Genomic DNA, 18,380 nt, shown 5'->3' with positions numbered 1-18,380 from the left:
ACACCATGTACGCCATCAGCAGCAACCGTGTTTCTCTCGATGAGCGCGAAGCGGTACAGCAACTGGCTCCACAACCACGCACAATCCTTGAAACCGGGTTGGCGGACAATTTTCTCGGTGATCTGGTATGCAAGCATTTATACGATGCGGGTGTGCTGGACATGGTGCAACTGGTGGCGCGACTGGCGCTCACCGGTGCGGTGATGGAAGAAATCCTCACGTTCCTGCGCAAGGACCGTCGCGTTGAAGTACTGGGTCAGGCCGGGGGGCAGGCCATGCGCTACGGCTTGACCGAACGCGGCCGCAACAGTGCCCGCGATGCCCTGGCCCGCAGTGGCTATATAGGTGCAGCGCCTTTCCCGGTGAGTGCCTACCGCTCGCTGCTCAAGCTGCAGACCATTCACCACGGTCGTATCAGCGCCCATGACATGCACCACTGCTTCGGTTCGATGGTGCTGGCGCAAACCATGCTCGATCAACTGGGTGTTGCCCTTAACTCCGGGCGCGCCATCATGATTTACGGGCCTGCGGGTACCGGCAAGACCTATGTCAGCAGTCGGCTGATCCGCTTGTTTGCCGAAGCGATCTGGGTGCCCCATGCCATCGCCATCAATGAATCGGTGATCGAGATCTATGACCCTCAGGTACACAAGCGCCTGGGCGATGACGAACATCAAAACGGCTTGATGCTCAATGAGGGCATAGACCGTCGCCTGCTGTGCTGCGAACGGCCGATCGTGATCACCGGCGGTGAACTGACGATGGAGCAACTGGATGTGCGGTATGACCCTTATGCCCGTCAGTACCAGGCACCGTTGCAACTCAAGGCCAGTAACGGCCTGCTGATCATCGACGATCTGGGCCGTCAGCGCATGACCCCGGGCGAGTTGTTGAACCGCTGGATTGTGCCTATGGAGGAGAGACGCGACTTCCTCAACCTGGGCGGCGGGCGCCATTGCGAGCTGCCGTTTGACCTGATCCTGGTGTTCTCCACCAACCTCAACCCGCTGGAGCTGGCAGACGAAGCGTTTTTGCGGCGCATTGGCTACAAGCTGCAATTTGGTTACCTCAAGCCTGGCGAATACGAACGAATCTGGATTCAAGAGACGCAGCGGTTGGGCATTGCCTATGACCCGATGTTGCTCAGTTTTGTGCTGCACGATCTCTATGGCGCCGAAAACATGCCCCTGGTGCCATGTCATCCCCGGGATCTCTTGAATATGGCGTGCGATCGCCAGCGTTATCTGGAGGGGGCGGGGCCACTGACTACTCAGGAGCTTGAGTGGGCGTGGCGCAACTATTTCGTCCAACTCGATTTTCTTGGGTAAGGAGTTACCGTCATGAACTCGCGCACGCTGACTTTGATTGTCCTGTCCGTGATCCTCGGCCTGGGCGCCACCTGGATGGCCAACAACTGGCTCACGGCACGACTTAACACCACCCCCGACGACAACCAGGAAAACGTGGTGATTGCCACTGTGGAAATCGCATTCGGGCAAATGATCGAGCCCCAGCAAGTGACGGTGGTGCGCATGCCCAGGGATGCTGCCCCCGAGGACGCCTTTGATGCCACTGAAAAAGTGGTCGGCAAGATTGCCACCTTCTCCCTGTTGCGCGGCGACATTCTGCGCGGGGCGCGGTTGGCCGAGCATATGGGGGGCAGCACCCTGGCCTCGCTGATCGAGCCCAGCAAACGGGCGATCTCGGTGCGGGTGGATGATGTGGTCGGTGTCGGCGGCTTCCTGCTGCCGGGCAACCGGGTCGACGTGCTGGCAACCCGGCAAGTCGGCAGCGAGGGCAATGCCGAGTCCAAGACCATCCTCGAAGATCTGCGGGTACTGGCAGTTGACCAGACCGCCAGCACCGACAAGACCCAACCGGTGGTGGTGCGTGCGGTAACCCTGGAGATGACCCCGGCCCAGGCCGAGGTACTGGTCAAAGGCATGACCGCAGGCAAGGTGCAACTGGCCTTGCGCAACCCGCTGGATAACAACAAGACACCGCTTGCGGCTGAACCCGTTGCCATGGCGGCGCCGGTACTGCCGGCCGTGATGGCCAAGCCGGTAGCTCGCCGTCGTGCACCTGCCAATGACGGTAGCGTGATCGTGATTCGCGGTGTCGCGGCCACGGTAGAAAAGGCGATGTAGAGGGCCGGGCAGCAGCGCAACACTAATGAAGGTGACGCATCATGAACGCGCGTATCCAACAACCCCACACCGCGTTTCCCCGGCAACAGCGCGGCGCCATGCTGGTCCTGGTGGTGATTGCCATGGCCTCGCTCTTGTTGATGGGGGCCCTGGCCCTGGACGGCAGCCATATGCTGCTGAACAAGACCCGCCTGCAAAACGCAGTGGATGCGGCGGCGCTGAGCGGGGCCAAGACGCTGAGCATGGTGGTTGGCGCGACCGGCTCGGCCAGCCTGACGCAAACTGCGGCGCTCAATACCCTGAGCCTCAATGCCAATGCGACGGGCAACGAGGAACTGGGCAGGGCCATCACGGCCAACCCGTCCGGCTTTGCCACCGTTGAACTGGCGAGCAGTGTCTACGGGCCGTTTTCGTTCCCCGGGCCGACAAATGCGACCTTTGTTCGGGTGACGGTGAACAACTACCCCCTGAGCAGTTTTTTCTGGGGCGTGTTTCAGGCGCTGGACAACGGTAACGCCACAGGCAAGGCCGTCGCCGCGGTGGCTACTGCCGGGCCCAGCCCGAGCAGCGGCCCCTGTGATCTGACCCCGTTGCTGGTGTGCGGCGACCCGGCGCAGAACAACCCGGCTGCCGGGATGTTCTGGGGCTTCAAGTTCGGTGATCTGCAAGTACTGAAAACCGCCGCCAACAACAGTTCGGCCATCGGCCCGGGGAATTTCCAGCTGCTGGACTTCGGTTCGGGCGGCAAGACGGTCAGGGAAGGTCTGGCAGGCGGGATCGATCAGTGCAATATCGTCGGTGCCACCGCCCAGACCAAACCGGGCAATACCGTGGGCCCTGCTTCCCAGGGGCTTAATACGCGTTTCAACGAATACAAGGGTGGCCTCAGCGCTTCTGACTATCCGCCGGATCTGGTGATTACGGTCAATCCCAAGTCATTTACCTACGCCGGCTCGCCTGCGCCGATCCTGTATGACGGCAAGACGGTTACCTCCAGCAGCGGCAACCTGTCCACCAGCAGCGGTGCCCTGTATGACTACAACAACTGGAAGCAGGACGAGTCTGCGTGTGTGGGGGGCGGCGCCGGTTGCCAGGGTAATGGCGTATTTGAACGGCGGATCCTGAAAATCGTGATTGGCGATTGCTCGGGCAAGAACGATGGTGCCTCGGCGATCCCGGTGCTGGGCTTTGGTTGTTACTTCGTGATGCAACCAGCCGCACAACAAGGTAATGAAGCACAGATTTTCGGCCAATTCGTCAGTGTGTGCGAAGGCGATAACGTGCCTGGCCCCAACCCTGCGGCTAACGTCGGGCCACAGATCATCCAGTTGTACAAAACCTATATCGACAACAACCAGACGCCGAGCACCGACTCCTAGGAGGTCTCATGAGACGCTGTGGATTCAGGTCGGCCCGCGCCCAGCGGGGTCTGGCGATGGTCGAGCTGGCACTGACCCTGCCGCTGCTGGTGTTGCTGATGCTGGCCTTCGCCGAGTTCGGCCGCATGCTGTTCCAGTACAACAGCCTGCAACAGGCCAGCCGTGATGCCGGCCGTTATGCGGCCAGCCAGGCGTGGAACGCCACCCTGGGCACGCTGGACCTCAACGCTGCGCTTGTATCGCAGACCAAGAACGTAGCGGTTTACGGCCTGCCGGCCAACCCCAATGGGTACCCGGCGGCGGCACCGGGCCTGACCACCGGTAATGTCACGGTCAGTGCGGTGGGCACCAACCATGTACGGGTCAGCATTGCCTACACCTTTGTCCCGGCGCTCGGCAGCGCCATCCCTGCGCTGTATGGCAGTAGCGTGCCGCTGGGCCTGCTGCTGACTTCAACGGTTGTAATGAGGGCCTTGTGATGAACCGCAAACGCATGGGCGGCGTGTATATCGTCGAGTTCGCCATCACCGCTCTGGTGCTGTTCACCCTGCTGTTTGGCGCACTGGAAATGGGCCGGCTGTACTTCACCGTCAACGTGCTGAGCGAGTCGGTGCGTCGCGGCGCGCGGCTGGCAGCAGTGTGCAATATCCAGGACCCGATCATCCTGCGTCGTGCCATGTTCAACACGGCGGGCAATGCCGGGCCAAGCAGCCTGATTGCCAGCCTCACCAGTGCCAATCTGAACCTTGTCTATCTGGACGCCAACGGTGCAGTGGTCACCAGCCCCAATGATCTGGTGGGGGCCGGCGGTTTTGCCGCCATTCGTTATGTGCAACTGCAGGTGACCAACTTCAGTTTCAATCTGTTGATCCCCGGCTTCAGAGGGGTCTTCATCCTGCCCACGTTCAGGTCGACGGTGCCGCGCGAGAGCCTTGGCCGCCAGCCTGATCCGACGGTTACACCGGGGATAACGCCATGTTAAGTGTCCGAGAAGTGACGGCGGCAACGTCATCAGACCGCCAGGGCATACGTCTGTTGATCAGCGGCCGTGATGCCACGGCCTTGAACCATCTCAAGACCTTGAGCCAGGGCATTGCCCATCTGCAGGTGAGCACGCGGCTGGTGAGCAATGGCCACACCGATCCGCTCTATGGCCTGGAGCAGATGCCTGATTTCCTGCTGTTGCGCGTCAGCCATTTATGGCGCGAAGAGCTGGCGGCACTGTTGCAGCACCCGCTCAAGGAGCGTCCGCCACTGTTGGTGTGCGGCCCGCTGGATGAGCTTGAAGGCATGCGCCTGGCGATGCAGGCCGGGGCCCGCGACTTCTTGCCGGAGCCGGTGTCGGGCGAAGACTTGCAGTCGGCACTGGAGCGCATGCAGATCGAACTGCACAGCGAGCATGGCAGCAAGGGCAAACTGGTGTCCGTAATGAATGCCAAGGGCGGTTCGGGGGCCTCGATGCTGGCCTGCAACCTGGCCCATCAGTTGAGCGTGCAGGGCGGCCGGACCCTGTTGCTGGATCTGGACCTGCAATTTGGTAGCCTGGCCCACAGCCTGGATGTGTTGCCCACCCACAGCCATACCGATGTGCTGCAACAGATCGATACCCTGGACAGCGTGGCGCTGCGTGGCTTTTGCAGTCATTTCAGCCCCAGTCTGCATGTGCTGGGCGGACGCACCGATGAACTGTGCCTGCCTCAGGAAATCCGCCTGGAGCAACTGGACAGTTTGCTCAAGCTGGCGCGCAGCACCTATGACTGGGTGGTGGTGGATTTGCCACGGCATATCGATCACCTCACCGGTATCACCCTGGAACAGTCGGACCGGGTCTATATCGTGCTGCAACAAAGCTTGAGCCATCTGCAGGACGCCAACCGCCTGGTGCGCATTCTGCGCGACGACCTGGGAGTGCAGGGCAATCGCCTGCATGTGGTGCTCAATCGCTTTGACAAGGCGTCGCCCTTCAAACCCAAGGACATCAGCGAAGCCTTGCGCTGCGCGGAGCTGCAAAAGTTGCCCAATGACTATGCGGTGGTCAGTGAAAGCCAGAACACCGGGGTGCCCCTGGAGCTGCATGCTCCGCGCGCCGGTATCACCTTGAGCCTGCGTGAATTGAGCCAGAGCCTGATCGGCATCGAGGCCACTGAAGCAGGTTTGCTCAAACGTACATTCAACCGTCTGTTCGGAGGATAAGCCATGCTTAGCGACTTTCGTAATCGCCTGCGTCAGCAAGCCAGCAAGCTGGCCTCTGCAGAGGTGGTGGCATTGCCCGTCGAGGGCGCCGATTGCACCAGTGTACTGATGGCCTGGGAAGCCAGCGTGCCGGATGTGGTGTATGAAACCCGCACCAAGCTCAGTTCGATGGAGGCCGAGTGGCGGGAGAAGATTTATCAGCAGCTGCTCAAGGTCATGGACTTGTCCTTGCTCGACACCCTGGAGCTGGCCGACGCCGGACGGCAGATTCGCGAGATCAGTTTGCGCCTGCTGGACGAATACTCGGCGCCGGTCAGTACCAGCAGCCGTCAGCTGATCATCAAGCAAATCACCGACGAGGTGCTGGGCCTCGGGCCACTGGAGCCACTGCTGGGTGACAGCAGCGTATCGGACATTCTGGTTAATGGTTTTGACTCGGTGTACGTCGAGCGCTTTGGCAAATTGCAGCGTACCGATGTGCGTTTTCGCGACGATCATCACCTGCTCAATATCATCGACCGTATCGTCTCCAGCCTCGGGCGGCGCATCGACGAGTCCTCGCCGCTGGTGGATGCACGGCTCAAGGACGGCTCGCGGGTCAACGCGATCATTCCGCCGCTGGCCATCGACGGGCCGAGCATGTCGATCCGCCGTTTTGCCGTGGACCTGCTCAATACCCAGAGCCTGGTGCAGATGGGCACCCTGACCCCGGCCATTGCCCTGATGCTCAAGGCCATCGTGCGCGGGCGCCTCAATGTGCTGATTTCCGGCGGCACCGGCAGCGGCAAGACCACCATGCTCAATGTGCTGTCCAGTTTTATCCCGCACAACGAACGCATCGTCACCATCGAAGACTCCGCCGAACTGCAATTGCAGCAGCCCCATGTGGTGCGCCTGGAAACCCGGCCTTCGAATATCGAGGGGCGCGGTGAAGTGGGCCAGCGTGAGCTGGTACGCAACAGCCTGCGCATGCGCCCGGACCGGATTGTGATCGGTGAGGTGCGTGGCGCCGAGGCGCTGGACATGCTGACGGCCATGAACACCGGCCATGACGGTTCGCTGACCACCATCCACGCCAACACCGCCCGCGATGCATTGGGGCGGATCGAAAACATGGTGTCGATGAGCGGCGCCACCTTTCCGATCAAGGCCATGCGTCAACAGATCGCCTCGGCCATTGGCGTGGTGATCCAGCTGGAGCGCCAGGAGGACGGCACCCGGCGCCTGGTCAGCGTGCAGGAAATCAATGGCATGGAGGGCGACATCATCACCATGACCGAGATCTTCGCCTTTGTGCGCAGCGGCATGGGCGAGAAAGGGGAAGTGCTGGGCGAGTTTCGCTCAACCGGCATGGTGCCGGCATTTCGTGATGTGCTGGCCAAACGGGGTATTGAGCTGCCGCTCAGCCTGTTTCGGCCGGAATGGATGGAGGGGCAGTCATGAATCAGGTTCCTGGCGAATTTATCCTGGCGTTCCTGGGCATGGTGTTCACGGCCATGTTTCTGCTCAGCCAGGGTTTGACGATTCCGGTGTTCGGTGAAGCCAACCAGGTACGCAAGCGCATTCGCGGGCGCCTTAACCTGTTGGAGCGGGCGAACAATCTGCCCAATATGCAGTCGATCCTGCGCCAGAAATACCTGCGCCGTCTGCCGCCGCTTGAGGCTCGCCTCGAGCAGTTGCCGATGATGGAAACCCTGGCGCAGATGATCGAGCAGGCCGGGCATGAATACAGGGCCTACCGTGTGCTATTGCTGGGGCTGGTGCTGGCTACGGCGGTGGGGCTGGTGTTGTGGTCGTTCTTGCAACTGTGGTGGGTGGCATTGCCGGCGGCGTTTGTCTGTTTCTGGCTACCCATATGGAAGATTTCCCACGACCGCATCAAGCGTTTCGCCCAGTTCGAGGAGGGCCTGCCCGATGCGCTGGATGCCATGTGCCGGGCTTTGCGCGCCGGGCATCCGTTTAACGAAACCTTGCAACTGGTTGCCGATGAGCATCAGGGGCCGGTTGCCTACGAGTTCGGCCTGGCGTTTGCCGATATCAACTATGGCAATGATGTGCGTCGGGCCATGCTCGGCCTGCTGGAGCGTGTGCCGAGCATGACGGTGATGATGCTGGTGACCACGGTGCTGATCCACCGTGAAACTGGCGGCAACCTGACTGAAGTTTTGACCCGTTTGAGCAGCCTGATTCGCGGCCGCTTTCGCTTCCATCGCAAGGTCAAGACCCTCTCGGCCGAGGGGCGCATGTCCGGCTGGATCCTGGTGTCGATGCCCTTTGTACTGGCGCTGGCCATCCTGATTTCCAGCCCGACTTACATGCCCCTGCTGTTCAAGGAACCCATGGGCCAGAAGCTGATCATGGGGGCTTTTGTGGCCATGATCATCGGGATTTTCTGGATCCGCAAAATCATCCGGATTCAGGTTTGAACACGGCTCGTCCTGGAGGGTATGGACATGAACTATTTACTGGGTCTGATCAATCGGCTAGTGGGTGACGAGCAACTGACCCGAATGCTGTTTGCGGCAGTTATCGGCCTGAGTGTGGTGTTGGTGGTGGTAGCCCTGGCGGTGCTGGTCAAGGGCCTGCAAAGCCCGGTGCAGCGGCGTTTGATGTTGATCAAGCGCGGTCATGGCATCGACCACCGGGCGCCGCCGAGCAACCTGCAAATGATGCTGGAGCAGGTCGGGCAGCGTTTCAGTTCTGCAGAGACCAGGCAGGCCTCGGCCACCCGGACCCTGCTGATCCATGCCGGCTACCGCTCCCCGTCGGCGGTGCAGGTGTACTGGGCGATTCGCTTGCTGCTGCCACTGTTACTGCTGGGCATAACACTGCTGGCATTGCCGTTTATTCCCAACATGTCGCTGCTGCTGGGGGGCGGTATCCTGGCTGTGGTCCTCGGTGTGGGCTGGCTGTTGCCGGCGATCTATGTCAGCTCGCGCAAGGAATCGCGCATGTCGCGGCTGCTGATTGCCTTCCCGGATGCCCTGGACTTGATGGTGGTGTGTGTGGAATCAGGCCTGGCCCTGCCCCAGGCCATTGAGCGGGTGGCCGAGGAAATGGCTGTCAGCCAGCCCGACCTGGCGATGGAGCTGGCGCTGGTCAACGCCGAGGTGCGTGCCGGTGTGCCCAGTACCGAAGCGCTCAAGCATCTGGCAGAGCGCACGGGCCTTGAAGATATTCGCGGGCTGGTGAGCTTGCTGGCGCAGAGCATCCGCTTCGGTACCAGCGTGGGCACCACCTTGCGCATCTATGCCGAGGAGTTTCGCGATCGACGTACCCAATTGGCCGAAGAAAAGGCCGCGAAAGTGGGCACCAAGCTGGTGTTTCCGTTGATCTTTTGCCTGTGGCCGAGCTTTTTTCTGGTGGCCATCGGGCCGGCGATCATCAGTGTGTTCAAGGTGTTCGGCAAGATTTGAGTAGAAAAGCAGGCCAGTACGCGCGGGCGTGTTAAACACCTGATAAGAAAAATCGATACCCGCTTAAGGATTTCCCAGAGGCGGGACAGGCCCTGGCGGCCTTAGAGTCATGCCCAACAGTTCGACTGTTGGGCATGACTTTTTTGGCCTGCGCTTATGTCAGCGCCAGTCGCAATTTCTACAAAAATAATAAGGTGGAAAACATGACTCACGAAACGGTCGATATCAAGGCCTGGATCGATGACAGGCCCGTCGCCAAATACCAGTGGTTGATTCTTGCACTGTGCTTTTTCGTTGTGTTGTTCGATGGTTTCGATGTGGCGGTGATGGGCTTTGTCGCGCCGTCACTGATCCAGGAATGGGGCCTGTCGCGCGCCGCTTTCGGCCCGGTTATGAGCGCCGGTATGGTCGGGTTGGCCATCGGCGCCCTGACTGCCGGGCCTTACGCTGACCGCCTGGGCCGCAAGAAAATCATGCTCTTTGCCGTCACCGGTTTCAGCGTCCTGAGCCTGGCCTGCGCCTTTGCCCGCAACCCCTATGAGCTGGCCGCCCTGCGCCTGCTGACCGGTGTGGCGCTGGGGGCTGCGTTGCCCAATACCACCACGCTGCTGGCCGAATACCTGCCAGAGCGCAACCGCTCGCTGTTTATCACCCTCATGTTCACCGGCTTCAATATGGGCTCGGGGCTGGGCGGCTTCGTCGCGGCCTGGTTGATACCGAGCCATGGCTGGCAGTCGGTGCTGCTGTTTGGCGGGATCATGCCGTTGTTGTTACTGCCGTTCCTGTGGCTGCTGCTGCCCGAATCCGCACGCTTTCTGGCCGCACACAATGCTTCGGCCAGCCAGATTGCCAAGGTGTTGAACAAGCTGGGCGGTACCTTCACCGCCGCCACCCGGTTTGTCATGTCCGAACCCCAGGTGCAGCATAAGGCGCCAGTGCGCATGCTGTTCACCGAGCAGTATCGCTTCGGCACGCTGGCCCTGTGGCTGACCTATTTCATGGGCCTGTTGGTGATCTACCTGACCATGGGCTGGATGCCGACCCTGTTGCGTGATGGCGGACTGTCCATCGAGCGTGCCGCAACCATTACCGGGCTGTTCCAGATCGGCGGCACGGTGGGCGCCATTGTGGTGGGCTGGGCAATGGACCGGCGCAATCCCAATGCGGTGATCGCGACCTCCTATGCCCTGGGCGGTGCCTTTATCCTGCTGCTGGGCGCCTTCAGCCTGGAATCCAGCCTGCTGGCCGTGGGCGTGATTGCCGCAGGCTTTTGCATGAGCGGGGCGCAAACGGGTCTCAATGCCTTCGCGCCGGGTTATTACCCGACTGATTGCCGGGCGACCGGGGTGAGCTGGATGCTGGGCATCGGCCGTTTTGGTGCGATTTTTGGTTCGCTAGTCGGCGGCGCGGTGCTCAGCCTGGGGCTGGACCTGCCGCTGTTGTTCGCCCTGCTGGCGGTGCCGGCCTTTATCGCCGCGCTGGCGATCATGGGCAATGGCCGGGCACGTCGGCGGGCGATCGGCCGTACAGTGCTGGCGCAATAAATTCTTTCATTCAAGGAACTCTTCATGGCTCGTATCATCGGTGGCCTCGCTGTCTCCCACACCCCGACCATCGGCTTCGCGGTCGATCACGACAAACAGAGCGAGGCTGCCTGGGCGCCGATCTTTGAAGGTTTCGAACCGATCAAGGTGTGGCTGGAAGAGCAGCAGCCGGACGTGCTGTTCTACATTTTCAACGATCATGTGACCTCGTTTTTCTTTGACCACTATGGCGCGTTTTCCCTGGGCGTGGATGAGCGCTACGAAGTGGCCGACGAAGGCGGCAACCCGCGTGCATTGCCCGGCATCGGCGGCCACGCGGCGCTGTCGCGGCACATTGGCGAAAGCCTGATGGCCGATGAGTTCGACATGAGCTTTTTCCGCGACAAGCCGCTGGATCACGGGTTTTTCTCGCCCATGTCGGCACTGCTGCCGTGCGAGCCGGACTGGCCGGTGCAGATCGTGCCGTTGCAGGTCGGGGTCTTGCAGTTCCCGATTCCCAGTGCGCTGCGTTGCTACAAACTGGGGCTGGCGCTGCGCCGCGCCATCGAAAGCTACCCCGAGGACTTGAAGGTCGCCATCGTCGCCACCGGCGGGGTCTCCCATCAGGTGCATGGCGAGCGCTGTGGCTTCAACAACCCGCAGTGGGACGCGCAGTTTGTCGACTTGCTGGTCAACGACCCGGTACGGCTGACCGAAATGACCCTGGCCGAATTCGCCACCCTCGGCGGGCTCGAGGGGGCGGAGGTGATCACCTGGCTGATCATGCGCGGTGCGTTGTCGGCTGTGGTGAAAAACCTGCATCAGGACTACTACCTGCCGTCCATGACCGGGATTGCCACCCTGTTGCTGGAGAACCAGGACCGCGCGGTGCCGGCCGAGGTCAATGCCCGTCATCGGGCCCATATGCAGCACCAACTGGCGGGGATCGACAAGCTGCCAGGCACTTACCCCTTCACCCTGGCCCGCAGTGCCAAGGGTTATCGCCTGAACAAGTTTTTGCATCGCATGATCGAGCCCCAATGGCGCCAGCGCTTTCTGGCCGAGCCTGAGGCATTGTTTGCCGAATCCGGGCTCAGTGAAGAAGAACGCGACCTGTTGCGCCGCCGGGACTGGCGAGGGTTGATCCACTACGGGGTGATTTTCTTTGTACTGGAAAAACTCGCGGCGGTATTGGGCATCCCCAACCTGCAGGTCTATGCCGCCATGCGCGGCGAAAGCCTGGAAGATTTTATCCAGACCCGCAATCAGCAAGTGCTCTATTCAGTGGCGGGCAAAGCTTCGCGCTGATCGTGTTGCCCCCTGCAAAGGGGGCGTTTAACCAAAACAAACGGAAAACAATAACAATGACTGTCACCCTCAACTCACGCAATTTCTGCGCGTTGGCGCTTGCCTGTGCGTTGCCTTTACCAGGCCAGGCGGCCGGCTTTGTCGACGATGCCAGCGTCAACCTGAACCTGCGCAACTTCTTTATCAACCGCAATTTCACCAACCCGGGTAATGCCCAGGGGCTGGCCCAGGAGTGGACGCAGAACTTTATCCTCGACGCCAGATCGGGCTTTACCCAGGGCACTGTCGGCTTCGGGGTGGATGCCCTGGGCCTGTATTCGATCAAGCTCGATGGCGGCAAGGGCAGTGGTGGTACCCAATTATTACCGGTGGGCAGTGACGGGCGCCCGGCCGATGATTTCGGGCGGTTGGGGGTGGCCGCAAAAATGAAGATCGGCAAGACCGTGCTCAAGGTCGGTGAATGGATGCCGGTGCTGCCGATCCTGCGCTCCGACGATGGCCGCTCGTTGCCGCAAACCTTTGAAGGCGCTCAGGTGACCTCGCAGGACATTGATGGCCTGACGCTGTATGGCGGCCAGTTCCGCAAAAACAGCCCGCGCAACGATTCGAGCATGGACGACATGTTTATGCAGGGCAAAGCGACGGTCACCTCCGATCGCTTCAACTTTGTCGGCGGTGAATACACCTTCAACGAAAAACGCACGATGGTCGGCTTGTGGAATGCCGAGCTCAAGGACATCTACCAGCAGCAATACCTGCAAGTGACCCACAGCCAGCCGCTGGGCGACTGGACCCTGGGGGCCAATCTGGGTTACTTCCGCGGCACTGAAGACGGCAGTGCCAAAGCTGGCGACCTGGATAACCGCACGGTCTCGGCGCTGCTTTCGGCCCGTTACGGCGCCAGCACCTTCTATGTGGGCCTGCAAAAGGTCACCGGCGATGATGGCTGGATGCGGGTCAATGGCACCAGTGGTGGCACCCTGGCCAATGACACGTACAACTCCAGCTACGACAGCGCCCGGGAGAAGTCCTGGCAGGTGCGCCACGACTATAACTTTGCGGCGCTTGGCGTGCCGGGCCTGACGTTGATGAACCGCTACCTCAGTGGCAGCAACGTGCACACCGGCACTGTCACCGACGGCAAGGAATGGGGCCGGGAAACCGAGCTGGCTTACACCCTGCAGAGCGGCACGTTCAAAGACCTCAACCTGCGGCTTCGCAACTCCACGATGCGCCGCGACTACAGCACCAACGAGTTCGATGAAAACCGCCTGATTGTCAGCTATCCGCTGAATATTCTCTGAGGGCTTGATCCCGTAGCAGCTGCCGAAGGAACGAGGCTGCGTTCGATTGCGAAGCAATCGCAAAATATGAACCCGCGATTTAATTGAAAGACCGCGATTTCAGGTTTTACGACGGCTGCGCCGCCGGACGCAGCCTGCGGCAGCTGCTACGGGTTCAAGGTTCAGGGGGCTGCTCCTGGATCACCTGACGGATCACGTCCATCAACGCCTTTGCCACCGGTGAGTGCAGGCTGGCGGTGCGTGAGGTGAGGCCGATGGCGCGAGAGGTATGGCGCAGCTCCAGCGGCAGGATGCACAGCTCGCCACTGGCAATTTCTGCCTCCAGCTGGTGTGCGGACACCGCCGCCAGCATGTCCGAGCGCAGCAGCAAACCACGGATGATCGCCATGTCGCCGCTCTCGACCATCGGGCGCGGCGGCGCAATGCCAAATGCAGTAAAACAGTCGTCGAGCATGTGCCGCGCCGGCGAACCGGCTCGTGGCAGCACCCATTGCGCATCAGCCAGTTCGGCCTGCACGGTGCTTTTCGAATACAGCGGATGACCGCGCCGCGCCAGTACCACCATCTCCTCCGTCAGCAAGGCTTCGCCCGACAGGTCGCTGGCGTATGCCGTCGAGCGCAAGGCGCCGAATATAAAATCCACATCCCCCGCGCGCAATTCGGTAGCCAGCAGGTCGAACGGGCTTTCGTTGGTAATCACCTGGATGCCCGGGTGTTCGGCCATCAGGCGCACGATGGCCTCGGGCAGGATGCGGGTGCGGCCCAGGGGCAGGGCACCGACCTGGACCACGCCCTGCAGCGTTCCCTGCAGGGCGCTGATATCGGTGTCGATATGGCGCAGTTCATTGAGGGCGCGGCGCACCGGGAACAGGATGTCGAGGCTGGCGCGTGTCGGCAGCAGGCCCCGTGGCGTACGCTCGAACAGGGTGTGGCCGCAACCGCTTTCGAGCACCTTGAGGGTCGAACTGATGGCGGGCTGGCTCAGCCCGAGCAAGCTGGCCACGGTTTGCATATGGTGGGTTTCGCACAATTTGACGAACACTTGCAGGCGCCGGGCCTGGAACAGGTACAGCGGCTCGGTCCGGGCTTTGTCAGTACCGTTAAGCAGATGCGGGACGCTGTCCAGTTCGGCCAGCACGCGGCGGGCGCGGGGCAGCAGGCGGGTGCCGTAATCAGTCAGGCGCATGCCGTTGGCGTGGCGCTCAAACAACAGCACGCCGAGGCGAGCCTCCAGTTCGGAAATCGAGCGGGTCACTACCGACTGTGCCCGGAACAGGGCTTCAGAGGCTTTGGACACACTGCCGTAGTCGGCCACCCGAACAAAGGCGCGCACGTGCATCAGGCTGGGTAGCTCACTCGATTGCATGGGGGCAGGCTCTTTGATTGGGCAATACAGTGGGACTATGCCTGCCTGGCAGATGAGCTGGCAATAAATAAAACGCATACCTGTAGCAAGCTTATGCATTACTCCGGGGCGGCAGGTGGGTGCGATCCTTTGGCCAACTGTTGAAGGAGCCCGCACATGAATGCATCACCCAAAACCGCACTGGTCGTCAGTGCTCATTCGGCCGATTTTGTCTGGCGTGCCGGCGGTGCCATCGCCCTGCATGCGCAACAGGGCTACGCGGTACATATCGTCTGCCTGTCATTCGGCGAACGCGGCGAATCCGCCAAGCTGTGGCGCAAGGGCGAGATGAGCGAACAGCGGGTCAAGCAGGCGCGGCGCGAGGAAGCGCAGCAGGCGGCGGATATCCTGGGGGCCAGTGTCGAGTTCTTCGATATCGGCGACTACCCGATGCGCGCCGACAAGGACACGCTGTTTCGCCTGGCGGATGTGTTTCGCCGCGTACAGCCGGAGTTTGTACTCAGCCATTCGCTCAAGGACCCGTACAACTACGATCACCCGCTGGCCATGAACCTGACCCAGGAGGCGCGCATCATCGCCCAGGCCGAAGGTTACCGGCCGGGCGAGAAGATTGTCGGCGCGCCGCCGGTGTACAGCTTCGAGCCCCATCAGCCGGAGCAGTGTGAATGGCGCCCGGATGTGCTGCTGGACATCACCGAAGTGTGGGACAAAAAGTACGCGGCCATTCAGTGCATGGCCGGCCAGGAACATCTGTGGGAGTACTACACCCGTGTCGCTTTGCAGCGCGGCGTGCAGGCCAAGCGCAACGTGGGCATCGCCTCGGGTCGCACTATCGAATATGCCGAGGGTTACCAGAGCATTTTCCCCCGTGTGACGGAGAATCTGGCATGAGCGCGCTAATCGGTAAAACCGGCCTGGTGGTACGCAGCATTCCCCGGGCCGACGCGGCGCTGGTCAATGAGCTGGGCCGCTACGGGGTGGCCACGATCCACGAAGCCCAGGGCCGTAAGGGCCTGCTGGCACCCCGTATTACGCCGATCCAGCGCGGTACGGTGATCAGCGGCACGGCAGTGACAGTGCTGGTAGCGCCGGGAGATAACTGGATGTTCCATGTTGCCGTGGAGCAGTGCCAACCCGGGGACATTTTGGTGGTGGCGCCGACTTCACCTTGCACTGACGGTTATTTTGGCGACCTGCTGGCCACCTCGCTCAAGGCCCGCGGTGTGCGTGCACTGGTGATCGATGCTGGGGTGCGAGATACCCACACCCTGCGCGGCATGGGTTTCCCGGTGTGGTCGCGGGCCATCAGCGCCCAGGGCACGATCAAGGAAACGTTGGGCTCGGTTAACCTGCCGATCATCTGCGCAGGGCAACTGGTCAACCCCGGGGATGTGGTGGTGGCGGATGACGACGGGGTGGTGATTGTGCGTCGCGTCGAGGTGGCGAAGGTGGTCGAGGCCAGCCGTGAACGGGCTGATCTGGAGGACCACAAGGCGTTGCGCCTGGCCAAGGGCGAGCTGGGGCTGGATATCTACAACATGCGCGGGCGACTGGCCGAGAAAGGTTTGCGTTATGTCGACAGCATCGAAGAGCTTGAGGGCTGAGCATGACCCAGACCCGTATTCCTTGCCTGTTGATGCGCGGCGGCACGTCAAAGGGCGGGTACTTTCTGGCCCGCGACTTGCCCGCAGAGCCGCTGCTGCGTGATCGCGTGCTGCTGGCGGTGATGGGCTCGCCGGACAGCCGTCAGATTGACGGCATCGGTGGTGCCGACTCGCTGACCAGTAAAGTAGCGATCATCCAGCCGTCTGCACGCGCGGACGCCGATGTCGACTATCTGTTTGCGCAAGTGCTGGTGGACGAGCCGCGGGTCGATTACGGCCAAAACTGCGGCAATATCCTCGCCGGGGTCGGGCCGTTCGCCATTGAACGGGGGCTGGTGCCGGTGGCGGGGGATGTGACCCCGGTGCGGATTTTTATGCAAAACAGCGGGCAGGTCGCGATCGCTCATGTGCCGACACCTGCCGGCCATGTGCGCTACAGCGGTGAAGCGCGAATTGATGGCGTGCCGGGCTTGGCTGCGCCCCTGATCGTCGAGTTCGAGGACATCGCAGGAGCCAGTTGCGGCGCACTGTTGCCGACCGGTAACGCTGTGGATGTGCTGGACGCAATTGAAGTGACCTGCATCGACAATGGCATGCCGGTTGTGCTGCTGCGGGCCCGGGACCTGGGTTGCAGTGGCTATGAAAGCCCGGCGCAGCTGGAGGCGGACAGTGCGCTCAAGGCCCGGCTGGAGTCGATCCGTTTGCAGGCCGGGCTGCGCATGAATCTGGGCGACGTACGCCAGCGCAATGTACCGAAGATGTGCTTGGTGGCACCTGCGCAGGCAGGCGGGGCGTTGTGTACGCGAACATTTATTCCACATCGCTGCCATACCAGTATCGGTGTATTCGGGGCGGTCAGCGTGGCTGCCGCGTGTTTGATCGAGGGGAGTGTGGCGGCAGGGCTGGCCCGGGTTGGCATGGGGGATGTGCAGCAACTTTCGGTAGAACACCCCACAGGAGAGTTCACGGTGGAGCTGCGCTTGCACCACGGCCAGTTGGCAGGGTGCGGGCTGATGCGCACGGCGCGGTTGTTGTTTGACGGGGTGGTGTGTGTGCCGGCGGCGGTCTGGGCAGGCTAAGAGACCTGGTCATGTGGGGGCTGGCTTGCCTGCGATGCAGGCGCTGCGGTCAATCAGGCAGTGCACATTAATTAATAGCATCGCGAGCAAGCCTGTTCCCACAGGACGAATGCGCGCTGGCGTGGTCTATGCTCTTGTTCCCACCGGTTTACCGGTGTTCGCACAAACAGGAGGTTGATCATGAGCAAGAAGATTTTGGTGGTACTGACCAGCGTCGAGAAATACCCCGATCTGGATCGCCCCACCGGGCTATGGCTGGGCGAAGCCGTGCATTTTGTACACAAGGTGCAGGCGGCAGGTTTCAAGGTCGACTATGTCAGCCCCCAGGGTGGCTACACGCCGATCGACCCCCACAGCCTGGCCGCCGACATGGCGTCGCCGATTGACTGGCAGTGGTATCACGACAAGGCCTTCATGAACCGGCTGGGTGCGACGCTCAAGCCCGACCAGGTCAACCCCGATGACTACATCGCCATTTATTACGCGGGCGGCCACGGGGTGATCTGGGATTTCCCGGACAACACTCAGTTGCAGGCCCTGAGCCGGCGTATTTATGAACAGGGCGGGGTGGTGTCATCGGTGTGTCATGGCGCAGTGGGGTTGCTCAATATCAAACTGAGCGATGGCGAACTGCTGATCAAGGGCAAGAAAGTCACCGGCTTCTCCAATGAAGAGGAAGAACTGGCCGGCCTGACCAAGCATGTGCCGTATTTGACCGAAACCGAGCTGGTCAAGCGCGGTGCGATCTATCAAAAGGCCGATGCACCCTGGGCACCCTTTGCCATTGCCGACGGGCGCCTGATTACCGGGCAAAACCCGGCATCCGGTGGTCCGGTGGCGGAGCTGGTGTTGAAGGCTATCGGGTAAATTCAGTTAATCCCCTCGATGCTGGCCACCCCGGCCAGCATCGGTTCTGCTCTAGCCGTCGCCATCGCAACATTAAACTTTTGAATCCCAAGGATATTCTGTAGCCTTGTCGCGCTTCAGTGCTTGTCCGTGCCTGATACATACATTCTCCCAGCGGGGCTTGACGGCCCGGAGCTGGTGGTACACTCGACTTT

The 18,380-nt window shown here is 61.2% G+C and carries 17 protein-coding genes; 16 read left to right on the top strand and 1 reads right to left on the bottom strand.

Annotated features, from left to right (window positions below):
* The first annotated feature begins 5 nt into the window (after positions 1–5).
* From AB3G35_RS19685 to AB3G35_RS19630, 12 genes are all read left to right on the top strand, one after another.
* Complete coding sequence (locus AB3G35_RS19685) at positions 6–1,328, top strand: AAA family ATPase (RefSeq protein WP_369781969.1); 1,323 nt, start codon at positions 6–8, stop codon at positions 1,326–1,328.
* Between the two features lie 12 nt (positions 1,329–1,340).
* Positions 1,341–2,147, top strand: coding sequence for a Flp pilus assembly protein CpaB (cpaB, locus tag AB3G35_RS19680; protein ID WP_016782277.1), 807 nt, complete (start codon positions 1,341–1,343; stop codon positions 2,145–2,147).
* Positions 2,148–2,185: 38 nt separating this feature from the next.
* Positions 2,186–3,526 (top strand): TadE/TadG family type IV pilus assembly protein, encoded by a 1,341-nt coding sequence (locus tag AB3G35_RS19675; protein WP_029611578.1) that lies wholly within the window; start codon positions 2,186–2,188, stop codon positions 3,524–3,526.
* An 8-nt stretch (positions 3,527–3,534) separates the two neighbouring features.
* Positions 3,535–4,005, top strand: a complete 471-nt coding sequence (locus AB3G35_RS19670; RefSeq protein ID WP_029611579.1) for a TadE/TadG family type IV pilus assembly protein — start codon at positions 3,535–3,537, stop codon at positions 4,003–4,005.
* Positions 4,005–4,508, top strand: coding sequence for a TadE/TadG family type IV pilus assembly protein (locus tag AB3G35_RS19665; RefSeq protein ID WP_016782280.1), 504 nt, complete (start codon positions 4,005–4,007; stop codon positions 4,506–4,508). The genes AB3G35_RS19670 and AB3G35_RS19665 overlap by 1 nt, the downstream gene beginning before the upstream one ends.
* A complete protein-coding gene (locus tag AB3G35_RS19660; RefSeq protein WP_029611580.1) occupies positions 4,502–5,719 on the top strand; it encodes an AAA family ATPase in 1,218 nt (405 codons plus the stop codon). The genes AB3G35_RS19665 and AB3G35_RS19660 overlap by 7 nt, the downstream gene beginning before the upstream one ends.
* A gap of 3 nt (positions 5,720–5,722) precedes the next feature.
* Positions 5,723–7,162 (top strand): CpaF family protein, encoded by a 1,440-nt coding sequence (locus AB3G35_RS19655; protein ID WP_086798156.1) that lies wholly within the window; start codon positions 5,723–5,725, stop codon positions 7,160–7,162.
* Positions 7,159–8,145 (top strand): type II secretion system F family protein, encoded by a 987-nt coding sequence (locus AB3G35_RS19650; protein ID WP_016782283.1) that lies wholly within the window; start codon positions 7,159–7,161, stop codon positions 8,143–8,145. Before AB3G35_RS19655 ends, AB3G35_RS19650 begins: the two co-directional genes overlap by 4 nt.
* Before the next feature lie 27 nt (positions 8,146–8,172).
* On the top strand, positions 8,173–9,135 hold the full coding sequence (locus AB3G35_RS19645; protein ID WP_134050017.1) for a type II secretion system F family protein: 963 nt from the start codon (positions 8,173–8,175) through the stop codon (positions 9,133–9,135).
* A gap of 203 nt (positions 9,136–9,338) precedes the next feature.
* Positions 9,339–10,679, top strand: a complete 1,341-nt coding sequence (locus tag AB3G35_RS19640) for an aromatic acid/H+ symport family MFS transporter (protein ID WP_106116106.1) — start codon at positions 9,339–9,341, stop codon at positions 10,677–10,679.
* A 24-nt stretch (positions 10,680–10,703) separates the two neighbouring features.
* Positions 10,704–11,966, top strand: a complete 1,263-nt coding sequence (locus AB3G35_RS19635) for a gallate dioxygenase (protein WP_106116064.1) — start codon at positions 10,704–10,706, stop codon at positions 11,964–11,966.
* A gap of 56 nt (positions 11,967–12,022) precedes the next feature.
* Positions 12,023–13,270 (top strand): OprD family porin, encoded by a 1,248-nt coding sequence (locus tag AB3G35_RS19630; RefSeq protein WP_169909611.1) that lies wholly within the window; start codon positions 12,023–12,025, stop codon positions 13,268–13,270.
* A gap of 154 nt (positions 13,271–13,424) precedes the next feature.
* On the opposite strand, the gene AB3G35_RS19625 is transcribed toward AB3G35_RS19630, so the two are convergent.
* The gene (locus AB3G35_RS19625; protein WP_369781968.1) at positions 13,425–14,636 is read right to left on the bottom strand and encodes a LysR family transcriptional regulator; all 1,212 of its coding nucleotides are present in this window, start codon (positions 14,634–14,636) and stop codon (positions 13,425–13,427) included.
* A 156-nt stretch (positions 14,637–14,792) separates the two neighbouring features.
* Here AB3G35_RS19625 and galB point away from each other — a divergent pair, with 156 nt between their 5' ends.
* The 4 genes from galB (at position 14,793) to AB3G35_RS19605 (ending at position 18,186) form a co-directional block, all read left to right on the top strand.
* A complete protein-coding gene (gene galB, locus AB3G35_RS19620) occupies positions 14,793–15,527 on the top strand; it encodes a 4-oxalmesaconate hydratase (RefSeq protein ID WP_088377863.1) in 735 nt (244 codons plus the stop codon).
* A complete protein-coding gene (locus AB3G35_RS19615; RefSeq protein WP_095040099.1) occupies positions 15,524–16,240 on the top strand; it encodes a 4-carboxy-4-hydroxy-2-oxoadipate aldolase/oxaloacetate decarboxylase in 717 nt (238 codons plus the stop codon). The genes galB and AB3G35_RS19615 overlap by 4 nt, the downstream gene beginning before the upstream one ends.
* A 2-nt stretch (positions 16,241–16,242) precedes the next feature.
* Positions 16,243–17,319, top strand: coding sequence for a 4-oxalomesaconate tautomerase (locus AB3G35_RS19610; RefSeq protein ID WP_095004485.1), 1,077 nt, complete (start codon positions 16,243–16,245; stop codon positions 17,317–17,319).
* A 180-nt stretch (positions 17,320–17,499) separates the two neighbouring features.
* Positions 17,500–18,186 (top strand): type 1 glutamine amidotransferase domain-containing protein, encoded by a 687-nt coding sequence (locus AB3G35_RS19605; RefSeq protein WP_095004484.1) that lies wholly within the window; start codon positions 17,500–17,502, stop codon positions 18,184–18,186.
* The last annotated feature ends 194 nt before the right edge of the window (positions 18,187–18,380 follow it).

It is taken from the genome of Pseudomonas sp. WC2401, assembly GCF_041200115.1.
Taxonomy (GTDB): domain Bacteria; phylum Pseudomonadota; class Gammaproteobacteria; order Pseudomonadales; family Pseudomonadaceae; genus Aquipseudomonas; species Aquipseudomonas fragi.
Note: the sequence above shows the minus strand (reverse complement) of the source record. Positions and strands in the feature narration are given on the sequence as shown.

Excerpts from the sequence above, each read along its gene's own strand:
- AB3G35_RS19660 (WP_029611580.1), top strand. The coding sequence starts at position 4,502 with ATGTTAAGTGTCCGAGAAGTGACGGCGGCAACGTCATCAGACCGCCAG.
- cpaB (WP_016782277.1), top strand. The coding sequence starts at position 1,341 with ATGAACTCGCGCACGCTGACTTTGATTGTCCTGTCCGTGATCCTCGGC.
- AB3G35_RS19615 (WP_095040099.1), top strand. The coding sequence starts at position 15,524 with ATGAGCGCGCTAATCGGTAAAACCGGCCTGGTGGTACGCAGCATTCCC.
- AB3G35_RS19605 (WP_095004484.1), top strand. The coding sequence starts at position 17,500 with ATGAGCAAGAAGATTTTGGTGGTACTGACCAGCGTCGAGAAATACCCC.
- AB3G35_RS19640 (WP_106116106.1), top strand. The coding sequence starts at position 9,339 with ATGACTCACGAAACGGTCGATATCAAGGCCTGGATCGATGACAGGCCC.
- AB3G35_RS19655 (WP_086798156.1), top strand. The coding sequence starts at position 5,723 with ATGCTTAGCGACTTTCGTAATCGCCTGCGTCAGCAAGCCAGCAAGCTG.
- AB3G35_RS19650 (WP_016782283.1), top strand. The coding sequence starts at position 7,159 with ATGAATCAGGTTCCTGGCGAATTTATCCTGGCGTTCCTGGGCATGGTG.
- AB3G35_RS19665 (WP_016782280.1), top strand. The coding sequence starts at position 4,005 with ATGAACCGCAAACGCATGGGCGGCGTGTATATCGTCGAGTTCGCCATC.
- AB3G35_RS19630 (WP_169909611.1), top strand. The coding sequence starts at position 12,023 with ATGACTGTCACCCTCAACTCACGCAATTTCTGCGCGTTGGCGCTTGCC.
- AB3G35_RS19610 (WP_095004485.1), top strand. The coding sequence starts at position 16,243 with ATGACCCAGACCCGTATTCCTTGCCTGTTGATGCGCGGCGGCACGTCA.
- galB (WP_088377863.1), top strand. The coding sequence starts at position 14,793 with ATGAATGCATCACCCAAAACCGCACTGGTCGTCAGTGCTCATTCGGCC.
- AB3G35_RS19670 (WP_029611579.1), top strand. The coding sequence starts at position 3,535 with ATGAGACGCTGTGGATTCAGGTCGGCCCGCGCCCAGCGGGGTCTGGCG.
- AB3G35_RS19625 (WP_369781968.1), bottom strand. The coding sequence starts at position 14,636 with ATGCAATCGAGTGAGCTACCCAGCCTGATGCACGTGCGCGCCTTTGTT.
- AB3G35_RS19635 (WP_106116064.1), top strand. The coding sequence starts at position 10,704 with ATGGCTCGTATCATCGGTGGCCTCGCTGTCTCCCACACCCCGACCATC.
- AB3G35_RS19685 (WP_369781969.1), top strand. The coding sequence starts at position 6 with ATGTACGCCATCAGCAGCAACCGTGTTTCTCTCGATGAGCGCGAAGCG.
- AB3G35_RS19645 (WP_134050017.1), top strand. The coding sequence starts at position 8,173 with ATGAACTATTTACTGGGTCTGATCAATCGGCTAGTGGGTGACGAGCAA.